21 protein-coding genes are annotated in these 23254 nt (G+C 69.1%); 14 read left to right on the forward strand and 7 right to left on the reverse strand.

Going from position 1 to position 23254, the window contains the following annotated elements; genetic code table 11:
* The first annotated feature begins 62 nt into the window (after positions 1-62).
* From DFR49_RS17295 to DFR49_RS17305, 3 genes are all read left to right on the forward strand, one after another.
* Positions 63-722, forward strand: coding sequence for a GcrA family cell cycle regulator (locus tag DFR49_RS17295; RefSeq protein WP_119036913.1), 660 nt, complete (start codon positions 63-65; stop codon positions 720-722).
* Positions 723-1185: 463 nt separating this feature from the next.
* Complete coding sequence (locus DFR49_RS22280; RefSeq protein ID WP_245968615.1) at positions 1186-1560, forward strand: TadE/TadG family type IV pilus assembly protein; 375 nt, start codon at positions 1186-1188, stop codon at positions 1558-1560.
* Positions 1557-3194 (forward strand): pilus assembly protein TadG-related protein, encoded by a 1638-nt coding sequence (locus DFR49_RS17305; RefSeq protein ID WP_119036915.1) that lies wholly within the window; start codon positions 1557-1559, stop codon positions 3192-3194. The genes DFR49_RS22280 and DFR49_RS17305 overlap by 4 nt, the downstream gene beginning before the upstream one ends.
* Before the next feature lie 6 nt (positions 3195-3200).
* Here DFR49_RS17305 and DFR49_RS17310 read toward each other — a convergent pair whose 3' ends face one another.
* Positions 3201-3422 carry a hypothetical protein gene (locus tag DFR49_RS17310; RefSeq protein WP_119036916.1) on the reverse strand — a complete coding sequence of 74 codons (222 nt, stop codon included), beginning with the start codon at positions 3420-3422 and terminating at the stop codon, positions 3201-3203.
* A gap of 85 nt (positions 3423-3507) precedes the next feature.
* Between DFR49_RS17310 and parE the strand changes: the two genes are divergently transcribed.
* Positions 3508-5487 (forward strand): DNA topoisomerase IV subunit B, encoded by a 1980-nt coding sequence (parE, locus tag DFR49_RS17315; protein ID WP_119036917.1) that lies wholly within the window; start codon positions 3508-3510, stop codon positions 5485-5487.
* Positions 5488-5685: 198 nt separating this feature from the next.
* Positions 5686-6978 (forward strand): serine hydrolase, encoded by a 1293-nt coding sequence (locus DFR49_RS17320; protein WP_170151045.1) that lies wholly within the window; start codon positions 5686-5688, stop codon positions 6976-6978.
* A 116-nt stretch (positions 6979-7094) separates the two neighbouring features.
* On the opposite strand, the gene DFR49_RS17325 is transcribed toward DFR49_RS17320, so the two are convergent.
* From DFR49_RS17325 to DFR49_RS17335, 3 genes are all read right to left on the reverse strand, one after another.
* On the reverse strand, positions 7095-11261 hold the full coding sequence (locus DFR49_RS17325; RefSeq protein ID WP_425454956.1) for a translocation/assembly module TamB domain-containing protein: 4167 nt from the start codon (positions 11259-11261) through the stop codon (positions 7095-7097).
* Entirely contained in the window at positions 11258-13246 is a 1989-nt protein-coding gene (locus tag DFR49_RS17330) for an autotransporter assembly complex protein TamA (RefSeq protein WP_119036919.1), read from the reverse strand. The genes DFR49_RS17325 and DFR49_RS17330 overlap by 4 nt, the downstream gene beginning before the upstream one ends.
* Positions 13247-13324: 78 nt before the next feature.
* A complete protein-coding gene (locus tag DFR49_RS17335; protein ID WP_119036920.1) occupies positions 13325-13531 on the reverse strand; it encodes a hypothetical protein in 207 nt (68 codons plus the stop codon).
* A gap of 178 nt (positions 13532-13709) precedes the next feature.
* Here DFR49_RS17335 and DFR49_RS22060 point away from each other — a divergent pair, with 178 nt between their 5' ends.
* The gene (locus DFR49_RS22060) at positions 13710-13883 is read left to right on the forward strand and encodes a hypothetical protein (protein ID WP_170151046.1); all 174 of its coding nucleotides are present in this window, start codon (positions 13710-13712) and stop codon (positions 13881-13883) included.
* Positions 13884-14044: 161 nt separating this feature from the next.
* Here DFR49_RS22060 and DFR49_RS17340 read toward each other — a convergent pair whose 3' ends face one another.
* On the reverse strand, positions 14045-14674 hold the full coding sequence (locus tag DFR49_RS17340) for a S24 family peptidase (RefSeq protein ID WP_119036921.1): 630 nt from the start codon (positions 14672-14674) through the stop codon (positions 14045-14047).
* Positions 14675-14765: 91 nt separating this feature from the next.
* Here DFR49_RS17340 and DFR49_RS17345 point away from each other — a divergent pair, with 91 nt between their 5' ends.
* Both DFR49_RS17345 and DFR49_RS17350 read left to right on the forward strand, forming a co-directional pair.
* Positions 14766-14951: a hypothetical protein gene (locus DFR49_RS17345; protein WP_119036922.1), complete on the forward strand. Its 186-nt coding sequence runs from the start codon at positions 14766-14768 to the stop codon at positions 14949-14951.
* Positions 14948-15262, forward strand: a complete 315-nt coding sequence (locus tag DFR49_RS17350; RefSeq protein WP_170151047.1) for a hypothetical protein — start codon at positions 14948-14950, stop codon at positions 15260-15262. The genes DFR49_RS17345 and DFR49_RS17350 overlap by 4 nt, the downstream gene beginning before the upstream one ends.
* Before the next feature lie 254 nt (positions 15263-15516).
* Here the strand turns inward: DFR49_RS17350 and DFR49_RS17355 are convergent, their stop codons facing one another.
* Both DFR49_RS17355 and DFR49_RS17360 read right to left on the reverse strand, forming a co-directional pair.
* The gene (locus DFR49_RS17355; RefSeq protein WP_119036923.1) at positions 15517-16278 is read right to left on the reverse strand and encodes a hypothetical protein; all 762 of its coding nucleotides are present in this window, start codon (positions 16276-16278) and stop codon (positions 15517-15519) included.
* Positions 16248-17489 carry a TIGR04063 family PEP-CTERM/XrtA system glycosyltransferase gene (locus DFR49_RS17360; protein WP_119037284.1) on the reverse strand — a complete coding sequence of 414 codons (1242 nt, stop codon included), beginning with the start codon at positions 17487-17489 and terminating at the stop codon, positions 16248-16250. Before DFR49_RS17360 ends, DFR49_RS17355 begins: the two co-directional genes overlap by 31 nt.
* 97 nt (positions 17490-17586) lie before the next feature.
* On the opposite strand from DFR49_RS17360, the gene DFR49_RS22420 reads away from it, so the two are divergent.
* Genes DFR49_RS22420 through DFR49_RS22425 form a run of 6 tightly spaced genes read left to right on the forward strand, consistent with a single transcriptional unit; the run spans position 17587 to position 23251 of the window.
* Entirely contained in the window at positions 17587-17715 is a 129-nt protein-coding gene (locus tag DFR49_RS22420; protein WP_281271792.1) for a hypothetical protein, read from the forward strand.
* On the forward strand, positions 17708-19102 hold the full coding sequence (locus DFR49_RS17365; protein WP_119036924.1) for a putative O-glycosylation ligase, exosortase A system-associated: 1395 nt from the start codon (positions 17708-17710) through the stop codon (positions 19100-19102). The genes DFR49_RS22420 and DFR49_RS17365 overlap by 8 nt, the downstream gene beginning before the upstream one ends.
* Complete coding sequence (locus DFR49_RS17370; protein ID WP_119036925.1) at positions 19099-20247, forward strand: acyltransferase family protein; 1149 nt, start codon at positions 19099-19101, stop codon at positions 20245-20247. The genes DFR49_RS17365 and DFR49_RS17370 overlap by 4 nt, the downstream gene beginning before the upstream one ends.
* Entirely contained in the window at positions 20222-21223 is a 1002-nt protein-coding gene (locus tag DFR49_RS17375; protein ID WP_119036926.1) for a DNA topoisomerase IB, read from the forward strand. Before DFR49_RS17370 ends, DFR49_RS17375 begins: the two co-directional genes overlap by 26 nt.
* A 9-nt stretch (positions 21224-21232) precedes the next feature.
* On the forward strand, positions 21233-22429 hold the full coding sequence (locus DFR49_RS17380; RefSeq protein ID WP_170151048.1) for a mechanosensitive ion channel family protein: 1197 nt from the start codon (positions 21233-21235) through the stop codon (positions 22427-22429).
* A gap of 45 nt (positions 22430-22474) precedes the next feature.
* Complete coding sequence (locus tag DFR49_RS22425; protein WP_119036927.1) at positions 22475-23251, forward strand: TonB family protein; 777 nt, start codon at positions 22475-22477, stop codon at positions 23249-23251.
* Positions 23252-23254 lie beyond the last annotated feature (3 nt).

Consider the following 23254-nt stretch of genomic DNA (forward strand, 5'->3'; position numbering starts at 1 on the left):
TGCGATCGCGTAATCGCTGCCGCCGCCGCCCGCAACCCGGCAAAGGATTTTAAAGGACCGACATGGCCTGGACCGACGAACGCATCGATACGCTCAAGGCGATGTGGGAAAAGGGAATGACCGCGAGCCAGATCGCCGAGGCGCTCGGCGGGGTCAGCCGCAACGCCGTCATCGGCAAGGCGCACCGGCTGGGGCTTCAATCGCGCCCGTCGCCGGTCAAGCCCAATGACGACGATACCCCCAAGGCGGCGCCGAAGCCCGCGCCCAGGCCGCCGGTCGAATCGAAACCCGTCAAGGCAGCGCCTCCCCCCCCACCTGCGCCTGCCCCGGCACCCAGCCCTGCGCCTGCCGCCGCCCCCGCGCCGGCCGCGACCGCCGAGCTCAGGGTCGTGCTGCGCTCGATCGGTCCCGGCGGCTTCGTCCGCCAGTCGCCGGGCGAGCAGCAGCCCCCCGCCACGCCCGCGCCGCCGCGCCGGCTGGTGCCCGCGCGCCCGAGCCCCGAGATCGCGGGCAAGACGACTCTGCTCGATCTGAACGACCGCATCTGCAAATGGCCGATCGGCCATCCCGGCGAGCCCGATTTCCACTTTTGCGGCCAGCCGGTGAACCCGGGCTTCCCGTATTGCGTCGCGCATTGCGGCCACGCCTATCAGGCGCAGCTCCCGCGCCGCGATCGCCGTCCGCCGCCCCCGCTCCCCTTCGGCGGCCCGCGCTCGCGCTGAACCACGCAAATTGCGCGGGACGGCCCCGCCCGGCGGCAATCCGGCCGGCGGCGGCGCGATAACGACCGCGCACATTACGTAATTCGGCGATTCGCCGGCTTCGCGCGGCCCTAAGCGCGCGCTTGCGATGATGTGATCCCTCGGGAGGCATGTCATGCACCACCACAAGCGATCGCCGGCGTTTGAGCCACTGACGTGGCGACCTCACCCGCTGCCCGTTCGTCCCCGGACCGGATCCGGGGCTGTCGAGACCCCGCTCTTTCTGCGGCGTCGATCGACTCTGGCAAATCGGGATCGCTCCCGCCCCGTTCGTGCTGAGCCTGTCGAAGCACCGTTTTTCTTCGACCCGGCTCGAAAGGCAGAACGGCCCTTCGACAAGCTCAGAGCCTGCCCCGGACATGATCCGGGGGCGAACGGTTCATGTTCAACACCCGTCGTCCTGAAAACCGACAGCCGCGGCGCGGTGATCGTCGAGATGGCGCTGGTGCTGCCGCTGCTCGTCACATTGCTGCTCGGGCTGGTCTGCTACGGCCAGTATTTCCTCATCGCGCACAGCGTTCAGCAGATCGCCAACGACGCCGCGCGCGCGACGATCGGCGGGCTGACCTCCGACGAACGCAGCCGGCTCGCGGTTGACGCCGCGGATGCCGCCGCCGCGATCAATCCCGAGATCGATGTCGAGGCGATGCAGGTCGCCGTCCACGAACAGGGCGCGACGATCGCGGTCAGCGTCACCGTCGATGCCGGGGCGCGGCTGATCCGGTTTCCGCTGGTGCCGATGCCGTCGTCGCAGATCGCGCGCACCGCCGCGGTGCTGGCGCCGGGGGCCGGGGCATGACGCGGGTGCTTGTCCGGGATACGCGCGCCGGGGTCGGCATGATCGTCGCGCTGGCGATGCCGGTCGCGATCGGCGCCGCCGCGCTTGCCGTCGATGTCGGCAGCGCCACGCTCGCGACGCGCAAGCTGCAAGGGGTGGCGGACGCCGCCGCGCTCGCCGCCGCCACCGATCCCGCGCACGCCCATGCTGCCGCCGAGCGCGCGGTCGCCGCCGCCGGGCTCGCCGTCACGGTCGATATCGCCGCCGTCCCCGGCCGCTATCGTGCCGATGCGACGGTGCCCGTGGCCGAACGCTACACCGCCGGGGCGATGCCCGCCGACGCTGCCCGGGTGACACTCACCGCCGCCACACCGACCTATTTCGGCAGGATCTTCGGTGCCCACGCGATCACGATCCGACGTTCGGCAACCGCCGCACAGACGCGCATGGCGAGCTTCGCGATCGGCAGCCGGCTGGCGTCGATCGACGGCGGCGTGCTCAACGCGCTGCTCTCGGGACTCACCGGATCGAGCATCTCGCTCAAGGTGCTCGATTATCGCGCGCTCGCCGACGCCGATGTCGATCTGTTCGCCTGGCTCGATGCGCTGCGCACGCAGGCGCATGTCTCGGCGGGCAGCTATGACGAACTGCTCGGCACTTCGGTCTCGGTTGGCGACGCGCTTGCCGCCGCCGCGAGCGTGACTCGCGATTCGGCCGCCGCCGAGGCGCTGCGCACGCTCGCGACACAGGTCGGCGATGCGACGATGCCGCTCGATCGCCTGATCGATCTCGGTCCGCTCGGCGGCGCGAATGCGGGGCCGGAGGGCTTCGCGCGCATCAACGCGCTGTCCCTCATCTCGACGCTGCTCGAACGGTCGAGCGCCGAGCGCCGCATCCGGCTCGATCTCGGCGGCGCGGTCGCGGGGCTCGCGACCACCCGCGTGACGATCGCGCTCGGCGAGCCCGAGAAGCAATCGCCGTGGATCGCGATCGGCGATACCGGCGCCCCGGTCGTGCGCACCGCCCAAGCGCGCCTCTATGTCGAGGCAGCCGCGGGCACTGCCGCGCTGCCCGGTCTCGGCGGCCTCGCCAGCATCCGCCTGCCGCTGTTCGTCGAACTGGCGAGCGCCGAGGCGCGGCTCGACGCGATCGATTGCCCCGCGCCCGACGCACGCACCGTCACGCTGGGCGCGCGCACCAACCCCGGCCACGCCGCGATCGCGCAGATCGATCCTGCGCAGCTCGACGATTTCACCACGCCCGTCGCGCTCCATCCGGCGAAGGTGCTCGATACGCTGCTGCTCGACATCGAGGCACGCGCCGACATCGATCTCGGCGCCGCCGAGCAATGGCAATCGGTGCGCTTCGAGGAAGCCGACATCGCCGGCGGCACGCCCAAATCGGTCGAAAGCGGCAGCGCGGTCGGCGGCGTCGCGCAATCGCTCGCGCATAACGTGACGCTGACGCCGGTATTGGCCGGCCTCCCGCTGCCGGTGGGGCCGGTGCTCGGCGCGGTCGGGGGGCAGCTCAACCTGCTCGCCCCGACGGTCGACGGCCTCGTCAACCTCGTCACCGGCGCGGCGGGCGTGCACTACGGCGAAGCCGACCTGCGCGTGACCGGCGCAAAATGCGGCATCGCACGCCTGGTGGCGTGAGACCGCTTATGCTTCGGCGAGGTCGAGACGACGCTTGATGCGCGACACATCGTCGCGAATCGCGTCCAGTTCGACATTGATCCGGCCGATATCGCCGACCACGGTGGCGAGTTGTTGCTCGACCGAACCCAGCCGCATCTTGATCGACGCAAGGTCGCGCCGGAAGTCGCCGAATTCGGCGTGCATCCGCTTGAGCAGCTCGTAGGTCAGATCGGACGTATCCGCCATTACGCGAATGTATGCGCGCCGCGTTGATAAATCCATACCCCACCCCCGCTTGCGCGCCCGACTCCCCCGCCCGTATAGCGTCGGCATGTCCGACGACCTGTTCGCTTCCCCGCCCCCCGCCACCGGTGATTACGACGCCTCGTCGATCGAGGTATTGGAAGGGCTCGAGCCGGTCCGGCGCCGCCCCGGCATGTACGTCGGCGGCACCGACGAACGCGCGCTGCACCACCTCGCCGCCGAGGTGCTCGACAATGCGATGGACGAAGCGGTCGCAGGCCACGCCAGCCGGATCGAAGTGACGCTCGAGCCCAGCAACCGCCTCACGATCGTCGATAACGGCCGCGGGATGCCCGTCGATCCGCACCCCAAATTCCCCGACAAGTCCGCGCTCGAAGTCATCATGTCGATGCTCCATTCGGGCGGCAAGTTCGCCGGCAAGGCCTATGCGACCTCGGGCGGGCTCCACGGCGTCGGCGTCAGCGTCGTCAACGCGCTGTCGTCGGAAACCGTGGTCGAGGTCGCGCGCAACCGCGAGCTGTATCGCCAGTCCTTCTCGCGCGGGGTGACGCTGGGCTCGCTCGAAAAGCTCGGCCCCACCCCCAACCGGCGCGGCACCTCGGTTAGCTTCGTCCCCGATGTCGAGATTTTCGGCCCCAACCTCCAGTTCAAGCCCGCGCGGCTCTATCGGCTCGCGCGTTCGAAGGCGTATCTGTTCGCGGGCGTCGAGATCCGCTGGAAATGCGCGCCCGAACTGATCGTCGAGGACATCCCGGCCGAGGCGGTATTCCAGTTTCCCGGCGGCCTCGCCGACTACCTCAAGGAACAGGTCGGCGACCGCCCGTGCGCGACCGCGGACTTCTTTTCGGGCGCGCAGGATTTCCCCGACGAACAGGGCCGCGTCGAATGGGCGATCGGCTGGCCGCTTTATTCGGACGGCAGTTATTCGTGGTATTGCAACACGATCCCCACCCCCGATGGCGGCACGCACGAGGCGGGGCTGCGCGCCGCACTGGTGCGGGCGCTGCGCGCCTTCGGCGATCTGACGGGGCAGAAAAAGGCCAAGGATCTGTCCGCCGACGATGTGATGACGGGATCGGAGCTGATGCTCTCGGTGTTCATCCGCGATCCGCAATTCCAGAGCCAGACCAAGGACCGGCTGACCTCGCCCGAGGCGACAGGCCTCGTCGAAAAGGCCGTGCGCGATCATTTCGACCATTTCCTCACCGATAATATGGATCGCGGCCGCGCGCTGCTCGGCTATGTGCTCGAGCGCATGGAGGAGCGCCTGCGCCGCAAGCAGGAACGCGAGGTCAAGCGCAAGACCGCGACCTCGTCGCGCAAGCTGCGTCTCCCCGGCAAGCTCACCGATTGCTCGGCCGACGATCCCGCCGATACCGAGATCTTCATCGTCGAGGGCGATTCGGCGGGCGGCTCGGCCAAGCAGGCGCGCGACCGCAAACGCCAGGCGATCCTCCCCATCCGCGGCAAGATCCTCAACGTCGCCAGCGCCACCGCCGCCAAGATCCTTGCCAATCAGGAGATCGCCGATCTGATCCAGGCGCTCGGTTGCGGCACGCGCAAGGATTGCGTGCCCGACAACCTGCGCTACGAACGCATCGTCATCATGACCGACGCCGATGTCGACGGCGCGCATATCGCGACGCTGCTGATGACCTTCTTTTTCCAGGAAATGCCCGAACTGGTGCGCCAGGGGCATCTCTATCTCGCGCAACCGCCGCTCTATCGGCTGACGGCGGGCGGCAAGAGCCTTTACGCGCGCGACGACGCGCACCGCGCGCAAATCGAAGCGGGGCCGTTCAAGGGCAGGAAGGTCGAGGTCGCGCGCTTCAAGGGGCTCGGCGAGATGAACCCCGGCCAACTCAAGGAAACCACGATGGACCCGGCGACACGCAGCCTGATCCGCATCACGCTGCCGCAGGAATATGAGGAGCGCGCGGGCGTCAAGGATCTGGTCGATCGCCTGATGGGCAACAACCCCGCGCACCGCTTCGCCTTCATCCAGGAAAACGCCGCACGGCTCGACGAGGAGGCGATCGACGCCTGATTAGCGGGGCGCGGTGCACAGAAGGAGGAGAGGATGCGCCGGATAACGCGCGGTCACCACCCACACCCCGTTCGTGCTGAGCCTGTCGAAGCACCGTTCTTCCTTGCTCCGGCACGGAAGCAAGGGCGGCCCTTCGACAAGCTCAGGGTGAACGGCTCTCCTTTAAGGCGCGTCGTTCTGGCAGCCACCCTCGCCGCCATGCTCATGCCCGTCGCCGCGACCGCGCAACAGGCCGCACAGCCGCCCGCCGCCGCCGCCGAAGACACCGCCACCCTCGACCAGCGCGCCGCCGATCTCATCCCGCTGCTCAACGGCGGCGGCGACGTGCCCGCGGCGTTCGCGCCCGAATTTCTGGCGCAGGTGAGCGAGCCGCAATTGCGCGCAACGCTCGCGCAGGTGACGCAGATGCTCGGCCGCGCGGAAAAGGTCGCGACGCTGAGCCCGATCGCCGCGCACGCCGCCGATGCCACGGTCGCCTACGAAAAAGGCACGCTCACGCTCAAGTTCGCGGTTCAGCCCGAGGCGCCGCACCGCTTTATCGGCCTGCGCCTCACGGGCACGCAGACCGGCGAACAATCGATCGACGAGGTCGCGGCCGCGATCCGCGCGCTGCCGGGCAAGACCGGCTTCATCCTCACCCGGCTCGACACCCCCGATGCGCCCCCGATCGCCGCGATCGAGCCCGATCGGCCGCTCGCGATCGGCTCGGCGTTCAAGCTCGTGATCCTTGCCGAACTGGTGCGCGAGATCGCAGGCGGAAAGCGCCATTGGGACGATCCGATCACGCTCGACGGCGGCGATCTGCCCGGCGGCTTCTACGCCGACAAGGCCAAGGGCACGATCGCCACGCTGCGCGATCTCGCGACGAAGATGATCTCGGTCAGCGACAACAGCGCCACCGATATCCTCCTCCACACGCTCGGGCGCGACAAGGTGGAGGCGATGCTGCCCGTGGTCGGGATCAAGGACCAGTCGGGGATGCGCCCGTTCCTCTCGACGCTCGATATGTTCAAACTGAAGGGCGTCGACGGCGGCAAACTCGGCGACCAATGGCTGACGCTCGACGACAAGGGCCGCCGCAAACTGCTCGCGGAGAAAGTCGCCCCGGCGCCGATCGCGGCGATCCCCGCCGGCCTGTTCCAGGACAACAAGCCCAATCGGCTGGGTATCGAATGGTACGCCAGCCCCGCCGATCTCGCGCGCGTGATGGATTGGCTGCGGCGCCACACCGAAACCGGCCCGGCGGCCGAGGCGCGCCGCATCCTTGGGCTCAACCCCGGCATCCCCGCCGACACCGCTGCGCATTGGGCCTATGTCGGTTACAAGGGCGGTTCGGAGCCCGGCGTGCTCGACATGACGCTCTTGCTCCACGCCAAAAGCGGCGGCTGGTACGCCCTCAGCGGCACGTGGAACAACCCCGACGCCGCGCTCGCCGAAGGCCGCCTGATCGGTCTCATATCGCGCGCGGCGATGCTGGCGGCGGAACGGTAATCCGTCATGCCGGACTTGTTCCGGCATCCAACCCTCCACGAGCGGTAGCGTTTGAGGCACGTTGGACCCCGGAACAAGTCCGGGGTGACGGAAGAAAATTGGCGCACCCCCCGCCCTCAATAATCCTTCGACACCCGCACGTTGGCACTCTGCCGCCCCAGCGTCGAGATGCTCGACAAGAGCGACAGCCAGCGCGTCACCTGGAACTCGACCTGCGTCGCCGAATAGCCCTGCCCGTCGGTGATGATCTCGGCGAACAGCCGCCGGGTGATATATTTGCCCGCCGCGATCGAGGTGCCCTGACCGGTCTGCGGGTCGGCGGGCAGGATGCGCAGCCGGTCGAGCCCCACCGCACGGCGGAAGGCGTTGATCGGGTTGATCCCGCTGCCGCCGTCCTGCAACGCCGCCACCGCGGCGGCGAGCTGGAGCGCCTCGGGCGCCGACAGATTGGTGATCGAGGTGCCGAACAGCAATCGTGACATCAATTCGTCCTCGGGCAGCGCCGGAATCGAGGTGAACGAGATTTCGGGCTTCTGCGCGTTGCCGGTGACGTGGATCGTCGCGTTGAGCCCGGTCTCGCTGGCGTTGGCGGAGATATCGAGCGCCGGGTTGGCGGGCGCTTCGCCGGCAAAGCGGATGATCCCGCGATCCAGCTCGAACTCGCGGCCCGCGAATTCGTAATCGCCGCGGATCAGGTCGGCCCGGCCCGTGATCGCGGGATTGTCGGGGGCGCCGCCGATCTGGAGGTCGGCGGACCATTCGCTGTCGAGCCCCAGCCCCGTCACCATCAGGCGGTTCTTCATTTTCGCATGGACATCGAGCGTCCACGGTTTGGTCGGCGCTTCGTCCTCCTCGCCACCGCCGGGCAGGTTGATCTCCTTGATGTTGAGCTGCGGCACCGCGGTCGCCGCGGTCGCGCGGCCGAGCCGATAGCGGCTCTCATTGACCGCGACATCGCCCGAGATCGTCCCGCCCGATCCGTTCGAGACGAAGCGCAGCGGCCCGGTGACGGTGGCGCCGATATCGTCACGGTCGATCAGCACCGCATGGTCCGCCGCCAGCTTGACGTCGATGCCGAAGCCGTTGGCGGCGGCGAAATCGAACGCGCCCGAGCCTGAGACGCTGCCCTTGCCCGCCGTCCCCGTGAACTGGTTCAGCACCAGCCGCGAGCCGTTGAACGCGCCGTGCGCGCGCAGATTGGTGACGACGGTGCCGGTGGTGCCGCTTTCGAGCCGCGCGCCATTGGCATCGACCACGCCCTGGATGCGCGGATCGGCGAGCCGCCCGGTCGCGTCGGCGGCGATCGAGACCGGGCCGGAAAGATCGAACAGTTCCACCCCCGTCAGCCGCCACAAGGTATCGGCCGGCCCGGCATAGCGAAGCTGCGCGAACAGCGGCGCATTCATCAGCCGATCGGCCAGCCCCCCGCTCGCCAGCGGCGACAGCCGCATCTGCGCGCGCCCGATCGTCCGCCCGCCGCTTGCCACCACCGCGCGCGCGGCGGCCTTGTCGGCGTCGAGCACGGCGGCGATGCCGAGATCGACCGGCCGCGAGGTGAGCACCAGCCCCGATCGGCTCAGTCCGCGCACCGTCAGGTCCATCTTGCCCGTCGGTGCCCCGCCGCCGCGCACCGCGTAGCTCACCGTGCCCGAGGCGCTGCCGCCGAGCCCGAGCCCGGGGAACCCGATGTCGAGGATCGACAGCGGCAACCGTGCGAGCTTGGCGTCGATCGCCACCGCATCGCCGCCGACATGCCCGCCGACCTCCGCCTCGCCGCCCGCGAACGAAAGCCGCGTCTTCGCCAGCCGCCAGCCCTCGCCCTCGCGCGTCACCACCGCCGGCGTCAGCAGCGTGAGATCGCGCCGATCGACCGTCCCCTCGGCGCGGATCGTGTAGCGATCGGGGGTCACCTGCGTCACCGTCTGGATCGCGAACGCGCGGCCTCGCGATCCAGAGATCGACGCGCGCACCTCGCCGGTGCCGCCCTTGAGCGACGCCTTTGCGGCGAATCGCCCGATCGTCAGCGGCCCCTGCCGCAGCCCGATCCCGGTCGCATTCGCCTGGATCGTGGTGCCGGCCGGATCGAGCACGGTCACGAAATCGAGCTTGCCGCGCCTGAGCGTCGCCGCGCCGAGCCGCGCGCGCGCGAAATCGAGATGCCCCTCGATCCGCTGGTCGTCGCCCTCGGGCCGGAAACGCAGCGCGCCGGTGAAGCCCCCGCCCGCCACGTCGAGCGCGCCGGCGAACCCGCCCGTCACGATATCGAGCGCGCCCGACGCGTGCGTGCCGCTGACGTCGAGCGCGGCGATCGCGATCCGGCCCTGCCCGCCCGGCGGCAGCAGGATCGCGCCGTGGCTCGTGAACGGCCCCAGTCGCGATTGCCCCCTGGCGGTATAATCGAACCCCTGCGCGGTGGGGTCGAGATGCGCGGTCACGTCCTTCAGCCCCAGCGTCGCGTTGGGTGCGTCGAAATGGAGGTCGAGCGTCGGGTGATCGATCTGCCCGTCGAGCACAATCGTGAACGGCCCATAGGTGCGCTGCACCCCGCGTCCCTCGAAATGGAAACTGCCGTCGCGCCGCCGGATACCGCTCCCGGTAATACGGATATCGGGCGCGGTCAGCACCAGATCGGTGAAATGGAGCACCAGATCCGGCCCACGTTCGAGCCGCGTGACGATCTTCGGCAGCCCGCCGGCGAGGCTCGCGAAGAACGCATTGTCGAGCCGCACCATCTGCGCGGTCCCCGTCCCTACCAGCCGCGTCCCGTGCCCGCCCGGCCCCGGCACCGCCTGCAACCGCGACGTCACATCGACCACGCCCAGTCCGGGGATCAGGTATCGCCGCATACCGCCGTTGAGATTGACCTGATACCGCCCGGTCCTGAGATCGAGCAGCAGATCGATCCGCCCGTTGAGCTTGTCCGAGGCGAGCTTGAGGTCGTTTCCGGTCAAAAAGGCGCTCGTCACCTTGAGCGCGCCCGACAGCGACAGGTTGCGCAGGATGCCGCCCGCGACATCGCCCACCCCCGTCACCCGCGCGGCGCTGAACGCCACCGGCACCGTGATCGGCGCCTTGGAAAGCCGCCCCTTGCCCGCCGCGCGCGCGCCTTCGAACCCGGTATTGTCGAACGCGAAGCGATCGGCGGTCAGGCGATAGTCGAAGCTCGCGGTGCCGAACGCGCCGTCGAGGATCGCGCGAAGCTCCATGTTGCGCGCGGTCATGTTGGGAAACAGCGCCGGCGGCTTGAGCAGCCGCGCGCGGATGCGCACGTTGCGATACGCGCTGCGGGCGAGGTCGATCACGCCGGTCGTATCCACCGCCAGCGCCGACGAGCGCAGCGACAGCGCGCCTTCCACCCGGCGGTTGGCGTAGGTCGCGTCGCCATTCACCTCGACGCGCGGATCGGTGAGCCGTTGCAGCTTGCCGTGGGTGATCAGATGCGGCGCAAGCGTGCCCGACAGCGTATAATGCCCGCTGCGGTTGGTGAGCGCGAGATCGATCACGCGCGTATCGCTCGCGGTCGCCACCGCGCTGCCGCGCCACATCGCCCAGCGCCCGTCGCCCGCCACCGTCAGCGCGAGCGGATGCCGGATGCCACTCAGCCGCGCGAGCACGCCGTCCTTGCTCCCTCTCGCCTGCACGTCGAGATCGAAACGGTCGCGGCTGGGCTCAGCGTCGAGCGTCATGCGCAAGTGATCGCTGCCCTCGATCACCGCGGCGAGCGCCACGCGTGCGCGGCCCGAGGCGATGTCGGCGCGCGCCTCCACTCGCCCCGATCGCGCGATCCCGGTCACCGCCGGCGCCACCGCCAGCCGGTCGATCCGCAATTCGCCGATATGCACGTCGAACCCCGGCAGGATCGGCTTGTTCTCGCCCGAGGGCCGCGTCTTGGGCAATTTGGCGAGCGTCGCCCTCGGCACGACCAGCCGGTTGATGACCAGCTTGTTCGAAAACCACGCGAACGGCCGCCAGTCGAGCTCAGCGCGCGGCGCCGCGAACACCAGCCCTTCCGGGTCGTAGACGCGCACGTCGACCAATGTCGCCTTGGTATAGATCGATCCGTCGATCCGCCCGATCGTGAACCTCAGCCCGCTCTTGGGCCGCAATTCGCCCACCTTGTCGGTGATCAGCCGGTGCCCGACATCGGTGTCGATCATCCAGGCGACCGCGCCGACGAGCACCAGCAGCGCCGCGAACGCCGCCGCCAGCCACCGCCCCCAGCGCCGCCGCGGCCGCGCGGTCGGCGCCTCCTGTTCGGGCGCAAGATCGTCGTCGTCGCTCAAAACGCCTGCCCCAGCGAGACGTAGACGGCGATGCGCGGATCGCCTTTCTGCGGGTTGATCGGCGTCCCGACATCGACGCGGATCGGCCCGAAGCTCGAATAATAGCGCACGCCCAGTCCGGTGCCGAAGCGCAGATGCGAGAATTTGGGCAGCGGCGAGGTGTAGATATTGCCCGCGTCGAGGAACGGCACCACGCCGAAATTGCCGAACGCCTTCACCCGCGCCTCGATCGAGAATTCGGTCAGGCTGCGCCCGCCGATCGGATCGTTATTGGGGTCGCGCGGGCCGATGTCCTGATAGCCGTAGCCGCGTACCGATCCGCCGCCACCGGCATAGAAGCGCCGCGACGGCGCGATCGCGTCGCGCGGCGCGCCCACGATCGTCCCCAGCCGCACCCGTCCGGCGAGCACCACGCCGTCCGAAACCGGCTGATACGCGCTCGCGTCCACCTGCGTGCGCGCATAGCCGAACGCCTGCCCCGACAGCGACAGTTCGGGCGACAGCCGCCCCGAAACGCGAAAGCCCCGCGTCGGATTGAGCAGGTCGTCCGACCCGTCATAGCCCAGCGTCCCCGGCAGCGCGCCGATGAAATAGGTCCGCCGCCGCGGCGCGCCGGTCGAGAGGATCACGTCGCGCTCGTCGGTCGCGACCAGTTCGGCACCGACCGACCAGGTCCATGCCTTCTGGTAGAAGATCGTGCTCTGCCGCTCGAGCGTGCCCGACAGCGAGAAGGTGCGCGCGTCGTAGGCATTGCGCTCGGTATGCGCGAGCGCGACCTGCGCGGTGAGCACGCGGTCGCGCGCGTGGAAATTGTTGCGGCGCAAGACGATATTGCCGAGCTGTTCGCGCGTGCCGAGCACCCCGCGCAGCGTCAGCGCGCCCTCGGGCGGGAACAGGTTGCGGTGCGTCCAGCTCGCCTCTGCGCGCACGCCTTCGCCGGTGCCGTAGCCCAGCTCGCCCGCGATCGTGCGCGGCGGCGCGGGCGCCATCGTGATCGCGAGATCGACCGTGTCGGGCGTGCTCCCCTGCACGGGCTTGATATCGGCCGACGACACCAGCCCGGTCTGGATCAGCGCGCGGTGGAGGTCGTCGACGTCGGTCGCGTCATAGCGATCGCCGGGGTCGAAGCGCGCGATATCCTGGATATGCCGGCCGTCGAAGATACTGCCCTCGGGCGTGGTGATGACGCCGAAGCGCCGCGCGCCGCCGGGGATGACCGACAGGTCGAGCGTCGCCGTCCGTGTCGCGTGATCGACGACGATTGCGGGTTCGTCGACCTGCGCGAAGGGAAAGCCTTCATGCCCGATCGCGGTGCGCAAGTCCGCGGTGCCGGTCGCGATCGCGTCGGCATCGACCGCATCGCCCGTTTTCACCCCGAAGGCATAACGCAGCGCGTCGGCCTTGCCGCCGGCCGCGAGCACGCCGTCGAGCGTCACGTCCGCGAAATGATAGAGCGCGCCCGGATCGGCGGTGAGCGTGACGAGCAGCTTGCCGTCGCGGCGGCCGATTCCCGTCGTCACCTGCGCATCATAATAGCCCTGCCCGCGCAGCAGCGTGGTGAGCAATTCGGCATCCTCGCGCGCGCGCCGGTCGAGCTGCGCGGCGTTGGCGGGATCGCCGTCATGCGCCTTCAGCGTCGAGAGTTCGTCGAAGCGCTGGCGCAGCAGCGGCGTTGCGGCAGCGTCGAGCCCCTCGATCGCGAAGCCGTAGCGCATCTCGCTGGCGATCTCGCTGGTCTGGCCGGTGTCGGCAGTCACTTCCTCGGGCGCGAGCGAGAGGTCGGGCCAGTCGACGCCGAGCCCCGGCAACGGCGCGAGCGGCGCGTCGGGATCGAGCGGCACCGGTTGCGGCGCCCCGCTGCCGGGAGGGATTGCCGTTTCGGCCTGCGGCTCGGGCGTGCTCTGGGCGCGCGCCGGCGACGCCAGGACGACGCACAAGGAAGCGGCGCCCAACACCGCGCCGTGTCGCCCGAACCCGCACTTCATTGGCGGTTCCTAGCCCGGCGTCGCGCCGAGTGACAGGGCTTTGGGCGCCGCGCGCGCAACTTCCGGCGCGGCGTTGCCTCAATGCACCGTGCCGACCGCCTCCTCGACGCCCATCAGCGCGATCAGCCGCCCGATCTGCCGCCAGCGGCAGAAATGGATCGCGTTGCCCAGCGTCCGGCTCCGGTCGGCACGCAACGCCGCCTCGCTCGCGGCGGTGGCGCCGAACCGGGTGACAAGCTCGACGGCATCGTCCACGTCGGCGGGGCTGGTGAGATAGACCGGCATCGAAACTCCATCCACGGATCGACCGGCGGGGTACAAGCCCCGTGCCAGCCCACGCGCTTTGCCCGCCCGCCGCGCCGCGCGGTGGTCAATGCGCGTTCACCATCCCCCCGATCGCTGTCCCCAGCATCCCGCAACGGAACGCTGGCGTACCGCTGCGGGACATGGCAGGGCGGAACGCATGGCAGGTTCCTCCAAATCCCCCGTCGCCGGCGGCGCCCTGATCGCGCTCGCCGTCATCATCGGCGTCACCGTCGGCCTCGTCGTCGGCCAGCCGACGCAGGGCTTCCTGGTCGGCACCGCCATCGGCATCGGCATGGCGGTCGCCGTCTGGCTCATCGACCGCCGGCGGTGATTCTCCCACCCTTCATCCGTCATCCCCGCGAAAGCGGGGACCCATCTCCTCCGTTCTCCTCTTGGATAGCGTTGGGTGATGGGTTCCCGCTTCCGCGGGAATGACGGGAGGGAAGCAGCGCTCTCCTTGTGTCCCCCTCCCTCTCAGGGAAAGGAGGGTTTTCACCGCAGCGCCCGCCCCAGCCACACCACCCGCCCGATCACCTCGGCGCCGCGCGCCGCCTCGCCTTCGATTCCTGGCCAGGCCGGGTTGTCGCTGCGGATCGAAAGCCCCAGCCCGGCACGCGCGACGCGCTTGACCATCAGCGCGCCGTCGACCCGCACGACGAAGATGCCCCCGCGCGAGGTCACTCGCCGGTCACCGGTATCGACCATGATCTCGTCGCCGTCGGCGATCGTCGGCAGCATCGATTCGCCCTGCGCGCGGATCAGCGACAGCCGCGCCGCATCGACGCCGAGCGCCCGGATCAGCGCCGGATCGAAGCGTGTCCCCGCCAGCGCCCGTTCGTCGTCGACGATCCCGCCCGGCCCCGCCGAGGCGGCGACGTCGAGCCGCGGCACCATCACCGTCGCCGCCGCGCGCTCGGGTGCGCCCAGCACCGCCTCGTCGACGCGGAACCACGCGGCAAGCGTCGCCCGGTCGCGTTCGGCCAGCGCGCGCGGCGATCCGCGCGTTACATATTGCTGGAGATAGGCCGGGTTGCGCCCGAGCCGCTGCGACAGCGCCGCATAGCTCTCGCCGTGCAGCGCCACCAGCCGCGCTAGCGCAGCGCGCGGATCGCCCCGTTCCATGCCGCCATCATAGCAATAGGATTTTTCCTAGACAAGTTGGAAATTGAGGAACATTTAAAGAACATCAACCGAGTCGAAACGGGGTTTGGAGATGACGGTGCTGGGCAAGATCGAACGGTTTCTGCGGCAATCGGACATGCCGCCCACCAAGTTCGGGCGGATCGCGGTCAACGATCCCCGGCTGGTCGGCGATCTGCGGCGCGGCCGCGAGCCCGGCACACGCACCGTCGCCCGCATCGAAGCCGCGCTCGAAGCGCTCGTGGGGGGCGACCGATGAGCCGCGGCCCCGATGCGGGAACGCTGCTCACCCGCGCGCTGGTCGCGGCGGCCGCCGCCGACGGCGTCGCTTGCGCGATCACCGATGCGGACTGGATCCGCTGGGCAAGCGCGACCTTCACCGGCGCGCAGCATCGCCTGACGCTGTCGGGCGCCTTCACGCCCGCGCTCGACGACTGGCTGACCGCGCTGCCCGACCGCGAGTTCGCGCTGCCCGGCCATCTCGTCGCCGATCTCACGATCCTGGCGATGCGCGCTTCCCCCGATCGGATCGAGGCCGAGCTTCAGGCGCTCACGGTCGAGGATCGGTGAGTCTGTGGCATCGTTTTGGCCTCACCTTCGCCTAACCTTTCGCGTCCCAGCCACCCTGCGGAACCCTCAATCTTCTGGCACCTCCCCGGCGCAGGCCGGGGCCCAGCATCGGGCCGCTCGTAACTGAACCCCGGCCTTCGCTGGGGAGGTACGCGAGCATTGAACTTCAACCGTTCGCCCTGAGCTTGTCGAAGCGCCGTTCTTCTTTCAGCACCAACAGAGGATTAGGCGATCCCGATTGAACGCAACCAGCCCTAACGCGCCGCGAGGCTGCGCAGCGCGCCGAGCGCCTCGTCGACGCGATTACCCGTCGTGGCGGCACACAGCACGGGCAGCGGCTGGTCGCGTCGCGCCACGCGTTGTTCGAGCCGGTCGAGCAGCGCGTGGATCGTCGCCTCGGGGCGACGCGCGGGCGGCTCGGGCGCGACGATCGGCGCGAGCGCGAACGTCTCCAGCCGGTCACCGGGGTCGAACACCTGCGGGCGCTCGATCCGCGCGAGCGCGGTCACCGGGCGCACCGGCTCGGCGGGCACCGGCAGGATCGCGCCGGGGTCGAATGCCGCGAGCGGCTGGTCGAGATCGTCGGGAAGGTCGCGTTCGACGGGGTCGAGGTCGATCACCGGCTCGCCCAGATCGCGTGCGGCCGAGATCGGCCGGCGCGCGGGCGCATCGGGATGCGCGTCGGCACGGCGGAGCACCGGGACGGCGTCGGGCTCGGCGCGATCGCCGCCGAAGGTCAGCGCCAGCGCGCGCGTGCCGACGGCGAGGTACAACCCCGCCCACAGCAGCGCGGTGACGCCCGCGCCGCCGGCGAGGATCAGCCCCATCCGCGCGGTGATGCCGAGCGGCGGCGCCGCGGCGGGCAGCACGCCGGCCAGCCCGCTCGCCACCGCCGCCTGCTCGATTCCCGCGATCGGCAGCAGCGCGAAAGCGAGCGCGGTGAGGAGGCCCACGGCCCCCGACACCACCGGCGCGATCGGCAGGATCAGGCGTTGACGACGGAAGGTGGCGACCATGTTCTACTCGGGGCTGCGGCTTCGACGAGCCTTCGGTACACCGGCTCGTACCGGCAAATGTTTGACGACCAGTTACGCTCGCGCTCGACGAAGCCGCGCGCGCGCGCCTTGCGGTCGTCCCAGCCAGCACGATCGCCGAACAGCCCCGCCAGCGCGGCGGCGATCGCCGGCGGCGAATCGGCGGCGAACAGCGTCCCGGTCTCGCCGTCGCGGATCAGTTCGCGGTGCCCGCCGACGTCGGAGGCCGCGACCAGCTTGCCCTGCGCCATCGCCTCGAGCGGCTTCAGCGGCGTCACGAGATCGGTGAGCCGCATCGCCTTGCGCGGATAGGCGAGCACGTCGACGAGGCTGTAATAGCGCTCGACCTCGGTATGCGGCACGCGGCCCACGAAGCTGATCGCCCCGGCCACCGGCGAGGCCGCGGCCTGCGCGCGCAACGCCGTCTCCATCGGCCCGCCGCCGACCAGCAGCAGCCGCGCCTTGGGCCGTGCCGCGACCAGCGCAGGCATCGCCGCGATCAGATCGTCGAGCCCTTCATAATCGTAGAAGCTGCCGATGAAGCCGATCACCTCCGCCCCATCGAGCCCCAGGTCGGCCGCAAGCGCGGCGTCGCGCGGCGGCGGATCGCCGAACAGCGTCAGGTCGACGCCGTTGGGGGACACCAGGATCTTGCCCGGATCGATCCCGCGCCCGATCAGGTCGTCGCGCAAGCCGTCGCAGATCACCGCGACCGCATCGGCGCGCCGCACCGCCCAGGTCTCGAGCGCCTTGGTCGCCCGATAGCGCAGCGAGCCTTCGCGGCCGGTGCCGTTGCCCACCGCCGCATCCTCCCAAAAGGCGCGGATCTCATAGAGCAAGGGCAGCCCTCGCCGCCGCGCCACGCGGAGCGCGGCCAACGCATCGAGCACCGGCGAATGGGCGTGGAGCAGATCGGGCTTGAAGTCGTCGATCGCCGCGTCGATCCGCGCCGCAAAGGCGCCGATCTCGCGCAGCTCGCCGATCGGGCTCATCGTTCTGGGCGGCGGCACGGTGCGGAAGAAATCGAGCCCGTCGACGGTCTCGCGCGGCGCCGGCGCGGCGCCGTGGCGAGGCCCCGTGACGGCCGCGACCGTCCAGCCCTTGGCTTCTTCAGCCTTCAGGATCGCGCGGGTGCGAAAGGTGTAGCCGCTCTGGAGCGGCAGGCCGTGGTCGAGGACGTGGAGGATGCGCATCCCCGCCTTCATGCCCGCCAAGGTTTAACGGCGCGTCAACCCCGTCACGCTAGACCGTCTCGCGTTCGCCTTTTCGAGCTTGGAACCTGCACGGCCGATGATCGACAATTTCGCGCTCGCCGTGTCGCACGGGCTGATGATCCTCATCTTCTGGCGCCTGCTCAAGCGTCCCGATCTCGATCGCGAGGACGCGGCCCCCAAGCCGCCGCGGCGCCGCGATGCATGATCTCGCCTTTGTCGGCTTCCTCGTCGCGCTGATCGCGGCGGGCTTCCGCAAGCCGTTCCTGTTCATTCTCGTCTATGTCTATATCGACGTCGTCTCGCCCCAGCGGCTGAGCTATTTCCTGCTCAACGCGGTGCCGATCTCGTTGATCGCGGTGGTGCTCGCGGTCGCCGGCTGGGCGATCGCCGACGACAAACGGGACGTCCGCGTGGCGCCGCGCCAGTTCCTGATCCTGTTGCTGCTCATCTATTGCTGGCTGACCACGCTCGGCGCCGACTTCCCCAAGGAAGCGCTCGATAAATGGGATTGGGTGTGGAAGGCGCTGGCGTTCGCGATCTTCCTGCCGCTCACCTTGCGCACCAAACTCAGGATCGAGGCGCTGCTCGCCTTCATGATCGTGGCGGCATCGACGATCATCATCGTCGGCGGAATCAAAACGCTGGCCTCGGGCGGCGGCTACGGCGAACTCAACCTGATGGTGACCAACAACAGCGGCCTTTACGAAGGCAGCACGATCTCCGCGGTCGCGATCGCGATCATCCCGATCATCCTGTGGTTTCCGCGATTCGGCACGATCTTCGCGCCCGACTGGCGCGTGAAGACCTTCTGCTACGCACTCGCCTTCGCGTGCCTGCTGATCCCGATCGGCACCTCGACGCGCACCGGCCTGCTGTGCATCGCCCTGCTCGCGCTTCTGACGCTGCGCGACGTCAAGCGCCGCCTGCTCTACGTGACCGCACTCGGCGTCATCGGCCTCGCCGCCGTGCCACTCTTGCCGAACACCTTCACCGACCGGATGAGCACGATCAAAACCTATCAGGCCGACGAATCGGCCTCGACCCGTCTTGCAGTGTGGAAGTGGACGATCGATTTCGCGAAGCAGAACCCCTTCGGCGGTGGGTTCGAGGCGTACCGCCAGAACCACATCCGCTACGACACCGTGAAGATCGAGGGCCAGGGCCCGCAGCAGACCGTCGACAAGACGCTCGAGGTCGATTCGGCGCGCGCCTATCACAGTGCCTATTTCGAGATGCTCGGCGAACAGGGCTATCCCGGCCTCGCGCTCTGGCTGGCGATCAACCTGATCGGCATCTTCCGCATGGAGGTGCTACGCCGCCGCTACGGTCGCGCCGAGGGCGACGAGGCATGGATCGCCCCGCTCGCCAGCGCGCTCCAGCACGGCCATATCATCTACCTGCTCGGCGCCGCGTTCATCGCGATCGCGTTCCAGCCGTTCGTCTACATGCTGATCGGCGCGCAGATCGGGCTCGACACCTATCTCGCGAGGAAGCGCCGCGAATCGGCCTGGCGCCCGATCACGCCCCGTCTTAAATCAGGCCGTCTCAAATCGGGCCGGCTCAAGTCGGGCAAACCGGCGGCGGCGGCATGACCGCGCGGCCGGAGCTTCGCGCGCTCACCAGCGTGCGCGGCCTCGCCGCGTGGATGGTGGTGCTCTACCATATCCGCCTGTCGATCGCCGGGCTGCCGCAGGCGTGGGTGGACGTGTTCGCCAAGGGCTATCTTGCGGTCGATTTCTTCTTCCTGCTCTCGGGCTTCGTCATCTGGCTGACCTATGGCGCGCGGTTGCGCGAGCGCAACGCGAGCGTGGTCGCCTTCTGGCAGCGGCGGATCGCGCGCATCTATCCGCTCCACCTGGTCATGCTCGCCTCGGCGACCCTGCTTGCACTCGCGCTGGCAGCGACCGGACGGCACGATCCGGCCGAATTCCCCTTCGCCGCGCTGCCGCTCCACCTGCTGCTCGTGCAGGATTGGGGGCTCACCGACGCACTCGCCTGGAACGACCCCGCCTGGTCGATCAGCGCCGAATTCGCCGCCTATCTGCTGTTCCCGCTGCTCGCGCGCGCGATCGACTGGCGCCGCGTGCCGACGCTTGCGCTGATCGCGGCGATCGCAGCCTTCCTCGCGATCCTCGGCGGCGTGATGGCGCGCGCCGACGCGCCGGGGCTCGGTTGGGAAATCTCGACCTTCGGTGTGCTCAGGTGCCTCACCGAATTCAGCGCGGGCACCGCCTTGTGTGCGCTCTGGCTGCGCTGGGCCGAGCGGCCGCTGCTGCCCGCGGTCGGCGCCGCGATCGTCGCGACGGCGCTACTCGGCGGCTGGGCGGCAGGGGTGCTGCCCGAATTGTTCGCCGTGCCCATCGGGATGGCGGCGCTGCTGCTGCTCCTCGCGCTCACCGCCGGTCGCGCGCGCAATCCGCTCGAATGGGGGCCGCTGCATCGCCTCGGCGAGATCAGCTACGCGACCTACCTCTCGCATTTCCTGCTGTTCGTGGTCTTCAAGCTGCTGATGGTCAGCGACGCGAGCGCGATCCCGCCGGTGCTGATCGCGCTCTACCTTCTGCTCGTGCTCGCCGCCTCGATCGCGCTCTACCATCTCGTCGAGCGTCCGGCGCAGAAATGGGTCAACGCGATCAGGCTTTCCGGCCGGCTCCCCGGAACGAAGCAATCGACTGCGCATTGGAAGAAGCCACAGCCACGAGAGGAACCCCTTGGCGAGGATCGTCTATTCCGATGACAGCGCCCCCGGCATCACCCGCGCGAAGGGGCGCCACGGCTGGGCCTATCGGGATGCGGACGGCGCGCGCATCACCGATCGCGACGAGATCGACCGGCTGAACGCGATCGCCTTGCCGCCCGCTTATACCGACGCCTGGTTCTGCCCCAGGCCCAACGGCCACATCCAGGCGGTCGGCCGGGACGAAAAGGGCCGCAAGCAATATCGCTATCACCCCGATTTCCGCGAGGCGCGCGAGGCCGAAAAGTACGAATTGTGCGCCGAATTCGGCGCCGCCCTGCCCCGACTGCGAAAGCGTGTCACGCAGGATCTCCGCCACCGCGGGATGGATAAGGCGCGCGCCGTCGCCGCGGTGGTGCGGCTGCTCGATCTCGGCTTCGTGCGCGTTGGCAGCGAATGCTATGTCACCGCGAACAAGAGCTATGGCGCGACCACGCTCAGGAAGCGCCACGCCGACGTGGACGGGCGCGTGCTCAAGCTCGAATACAAGGCCAAATCGGGCAAGACGCGGCAGCTCGCGATCGCCGACGGCTCGCTGATCCGCTTCGTGCGCAACTGCGACGATCTGCCGGGCCAGCACCTGTTCGCCTGGCTCGACAAGGCGAGCGAGGCGCATCCGGTCAGCTCGTCCGACGTCAACGATTATATCCGCGACGCGACGGGCCGGGATTTCACCGCCAAGCATTTCCGCACCTGGGGCGCGAGCGTGCTCGCGTTCGACGCGCTTGCCTCGGCCGGGCACGACATCAGCCTCAAAACGATGCTCGAACCCGTCACGCGAGCGCTCGGCAACACACCGGCGATCGCGCGCCAATCCTACGTTCACCCTCGGCTGGTCGATCTTGTCAGGGAAGGGCAGGCGACATTCCGCGCGGGGCTTCGCCTGCCGCGCAAGACCCGATATCTATCGCGTGCCGAACGCGGGCTGATCGCCTTCCTGACCGACGAGTCGGCCGCCCGGCCCAAAGCAGCCTGAGAGGGATCGATGATCGCCCAGAACGCCACCGCCATTTCGGTCCCGATTCCCGATATCCGCACGCGAACGCATGAATTCATGGGCTATACGGTGGACTGGATTCAGACGAACTGGTTCCAGATCCTGATCGCGGCGGGCGTCGCCGCCGCCATCGTCGCCGCGCTCTATGCGCTACGCGGGCTCGGCGGCAAATTGTGCAATCCCGATCGCCCCACCGGAAGCTGGATCTCGATCATCGGCAAGGCGGTTTCGAGGACGACCGGCTTCTTTATCGTCATGGCCGCGGTACGGCTGGTCGACGGTTATGCGCGGACGCCGCCGATGCTCGATCAGCTCGTCGTCTTCCTGTTCACGATCGCCGCCGTTTTCCAGGGCGCGATCTGGGCGCGCGAGATCATCCTCGGCTTCATCGAGCACCGCACCTCGGCCGAGCATTATCGCGGCGAGGCGATCGTCAACGCGATGGGGCTGATCCGCCTGCTGGTCAGCGTGGTCGTGTTCGCGATCGCGATCGTCGTGCTGCTCGACAATCTCGGCGTCAACGTAACCGGCCTCGTCGCCGGGCTCGGCGTCGGCGGCATCGCGATCGGCCTCGCCGCGCAAGGCATCTTCGCCGATCTGTTCGCCGCATTGGCGATCATCTTCGATCGGCCGTTCAGCAAGGGCGATCAGGTCAGCTACGGCGACAGTTCGGGGACGATCGAATCGATCGGCCTCAAATCGACCCGCATCCGCGCCTATACCGGCGAGCTTCGGATCATCGCCAACAAGAACCTGCTCGACAAGGAAATCCTCAACGTCTCCGGGCGCGATCATATCCGCCTGCCGTTCACGATCGGCGTCGCCTACGAAACTCCGCCCGAAACGCTCGCCCGCCTGCCCGCGATCCTGACCGAACTGGTCGAAGCGGAAGGTGCCAAGGCGGCGCGGGCGGGGTTCGAATCGTTCGGGGCGAGTTCGCTCGATTTCGCGCTGCTGGTCGATGTGCCGGGACGCGACTGGTCGGTCGCGCATCCGATCCGCGATCGCCTGCTGGTCGCGATCATCAAGCGCTTCGCCGCCGAGGGCATCGCGATTCCCTATCCGACGCAGACGGCCTTCACGGCGGCGCCCGACGGCACGATGATCATGCCCTATCCCGAGGTGCAGCCGGTCAAGCGGGTCGATCTCAAGGACGACGAGCGCCCGGCCAAGCCGGCGGGCTGAGGCGGGCGGCTTGCTGGACGGCAACGCCATGCCCACATTCGCGTGATGGCCGTTGCCGAGCCCAGTACGCGCACCCGGCTGTCGTCCGCGGGCCTTTCCGCCGCGATCGTGGCGTTGGCGGGTTATGCGCTGGTCACCGGGCTGAACGTCCCCTTTCCCCGCGTCGTCGATTCGACGCTCAAGGTGTTCGGCGTGGCGCCACCACCACCTCCTCCACCGCCGCCGCCGCCCGAGAAAGTAACAATTCAGCCCAGGCTCAGCCCCAAGGCGGAGGGCAAGGCCGCGCCGCCCAACATCACCTCGCGCGCAACGCCGGTGGCAGCCCCCACGCCGATCATCCCGCTACCGGTCCCGCCGGTGGTCGTCACCTCGATCAAGCCGTTCGAAGGGCCCGATCCGACGCAGGGCAATGCCGACATCCGCGGCCCCGGCACCGGTGCGGGCGGGATCGGCGACGGCACCGGCAGCGGCGGGCGCGGCGACGGCGGCGGTGCGGGCGGCAATTCGCCTCCGCGCCACACCGGCGGGCGCATCCGCAATTCGGATTACCCCGCCTCGGCGGGTGCCGCCGGCGCGGGCGGCGTGGTCTCGGTCGAATATTACGTCCTGCCCAGCGGCCGCGTCTCGAATTGCCACATCACGCACTCGAGCGGCAATCAGGCGCTCGACGAGACGACGTGCCGGCTGATCACCGAACGCTATCGCTACGAGCCGTCGCGCACCGCCGACGGCACCCCCGTCCGCTCGATCATCGTCGCCGACCACGAATGGATCATCGACGATTCGATGCTCAAGGCGCTGCGCAAGGAGGCAGATCGCTAGAGC

This window comes from Hephaestia caeni, assembly GCF_003550065.1.
Classification (GTDB): Bacteria; Pseudomonadota; Alphaproteobacteria; order Sphingomonadales; family Sphingomonadaceae; genus Sphingomonas; species Sphingomonas caeni_A.

Excerpts from the sequence above, each read along its gene's own strand:
- DFR49_RS17360 (WP_119037284.1), bottom strand. The coding sequence starts at position 17,489 with ATGCGCATCCTCCACGTCCTCGACCACGGCCTGCCGCTCCAGAGCGGC.
- DFR49_RS17335 (WP_119036920.1), bottom strand. The coding sequence starts at position 13,531 with ATGCCGGTCTATCTCACCAGCCCCGCCGACGTGGACGATGCCGTCGAG.
- DFR49_RS22420 (WP_281271792.1), top strand. The coding sequence starts at position 17,587 with ATGATCGACAATTTCGCGCTCGCCGTGTCGCACGGGCTGATGATCCTC.
- DFR49_RS17340 (WP_119036921.1), bottom strand. The coding sequence starts at position 14,674 with ATGGAACGGGGCGATCCGCGCGCTGCGCTAGCGCGGCTGGTGGCGCTG.
- DFR49_RS17310 (WP_119036916.1), bottom strand. The coding sequence starts at position 3,422 with ATGGCGGATACGTCCGATCTGACCTACGAGCTGCTCAAGCGGATGCAC.
- parE (WP_119036917.1), top strand. The coding sequence starts at position 3,508 with ATGTCCGACGACCTGTTCGCTTCCCCGCCCCCCGCCACCGGTGATTAC.
- DFR49_RS17330 (WP_119036919.1), bottom strand. The coding sequence starts at position 13,246 with ATGAAGTGCGGGTTCGGGCGACACGGCGCGGTGTTGGGCGCCGCTTCC.
- DFR49_RS17370 (WP_119036925.1), top strand. The coding sequence starts at position 19,099 with ATGACCGCGCGGCCGGAGCTTCGCGCGCTCACCAGCGTGCGCGGCCTC.
- DFR49_RS17305 (WP_119036915.1), top strand. The coding sequence starts at position 1,557 with ATGACGCGGGTGCTTGTCCGGGATACGCGCGCCGGGGTCGGCATGATC.
- DFR49_RS17365 (WP_119036924.1), top strand. The coding sequence starts at position 17,708 with ATGCATGATCTCGCCTTTGTCGGCTTCCTCGTCGCGCTGATCGCGGCG.
- DFR49_RS22425 (WP_119036927.1), top strand. The coding sequence starts at position 22,475 with ATGGCCGTTGCCGAGCCCAGTACGCGCACCCGGCTGTCGTCCGCGGGC.
- DFR49_RS17320 (WP_170151045.1), top strand. The coding sequence starts at position 5,686 with ATGCTCATGCCCGTCGCCGCGACCGCGCAACAGGCCGCACAGCCGCCC.
- DFR49_RS22060 (WP_170151046.1), top strand. The coding sequence starts at position 13,710 with ATGGCAGGTTCCTCCAAATCCCCCGTCGCCGGCGGCGCCCTGATCGCG.
- DFR49_RS17295 (WP_119036913.1), top strand. The coding sequence starts at position 63 with ATGGCCTGGACCGACGAACGCATCGATACGCTCAAGGCGATGTGGGAA.
- DFR49_RS17355 (WP_119036923.1), bottom strand. The coding sequence starts at position 16,278 with ATGGTCGCCACCTTCCGTCGTCAACGCCTGATCCTGCCGATCGCGCCG.
- DFR49_RS17350 (WP_170151047.1), top strand. The coding sequence starts at position 14,948 with ATGAGCCGCGGCCCCGATGCGGGAACGCTGCTCACCCGCGCGCTGGTC.
- DFR49_RS17345 (WP_119036922.1), top strand. The coding sequence starts at position 14,766 with ATGACGGTGCTGGGCAAGATCGAACGGTTTCTGCGGCAATCGGACATG.
- DFR49_RS17380 (WP_170151048.1), top strand. The coding sequence starts at position 21,233 with ATGATCGCCCAGAACGCCACCGCCATTTCGGTCCCGATTCCCGATATC.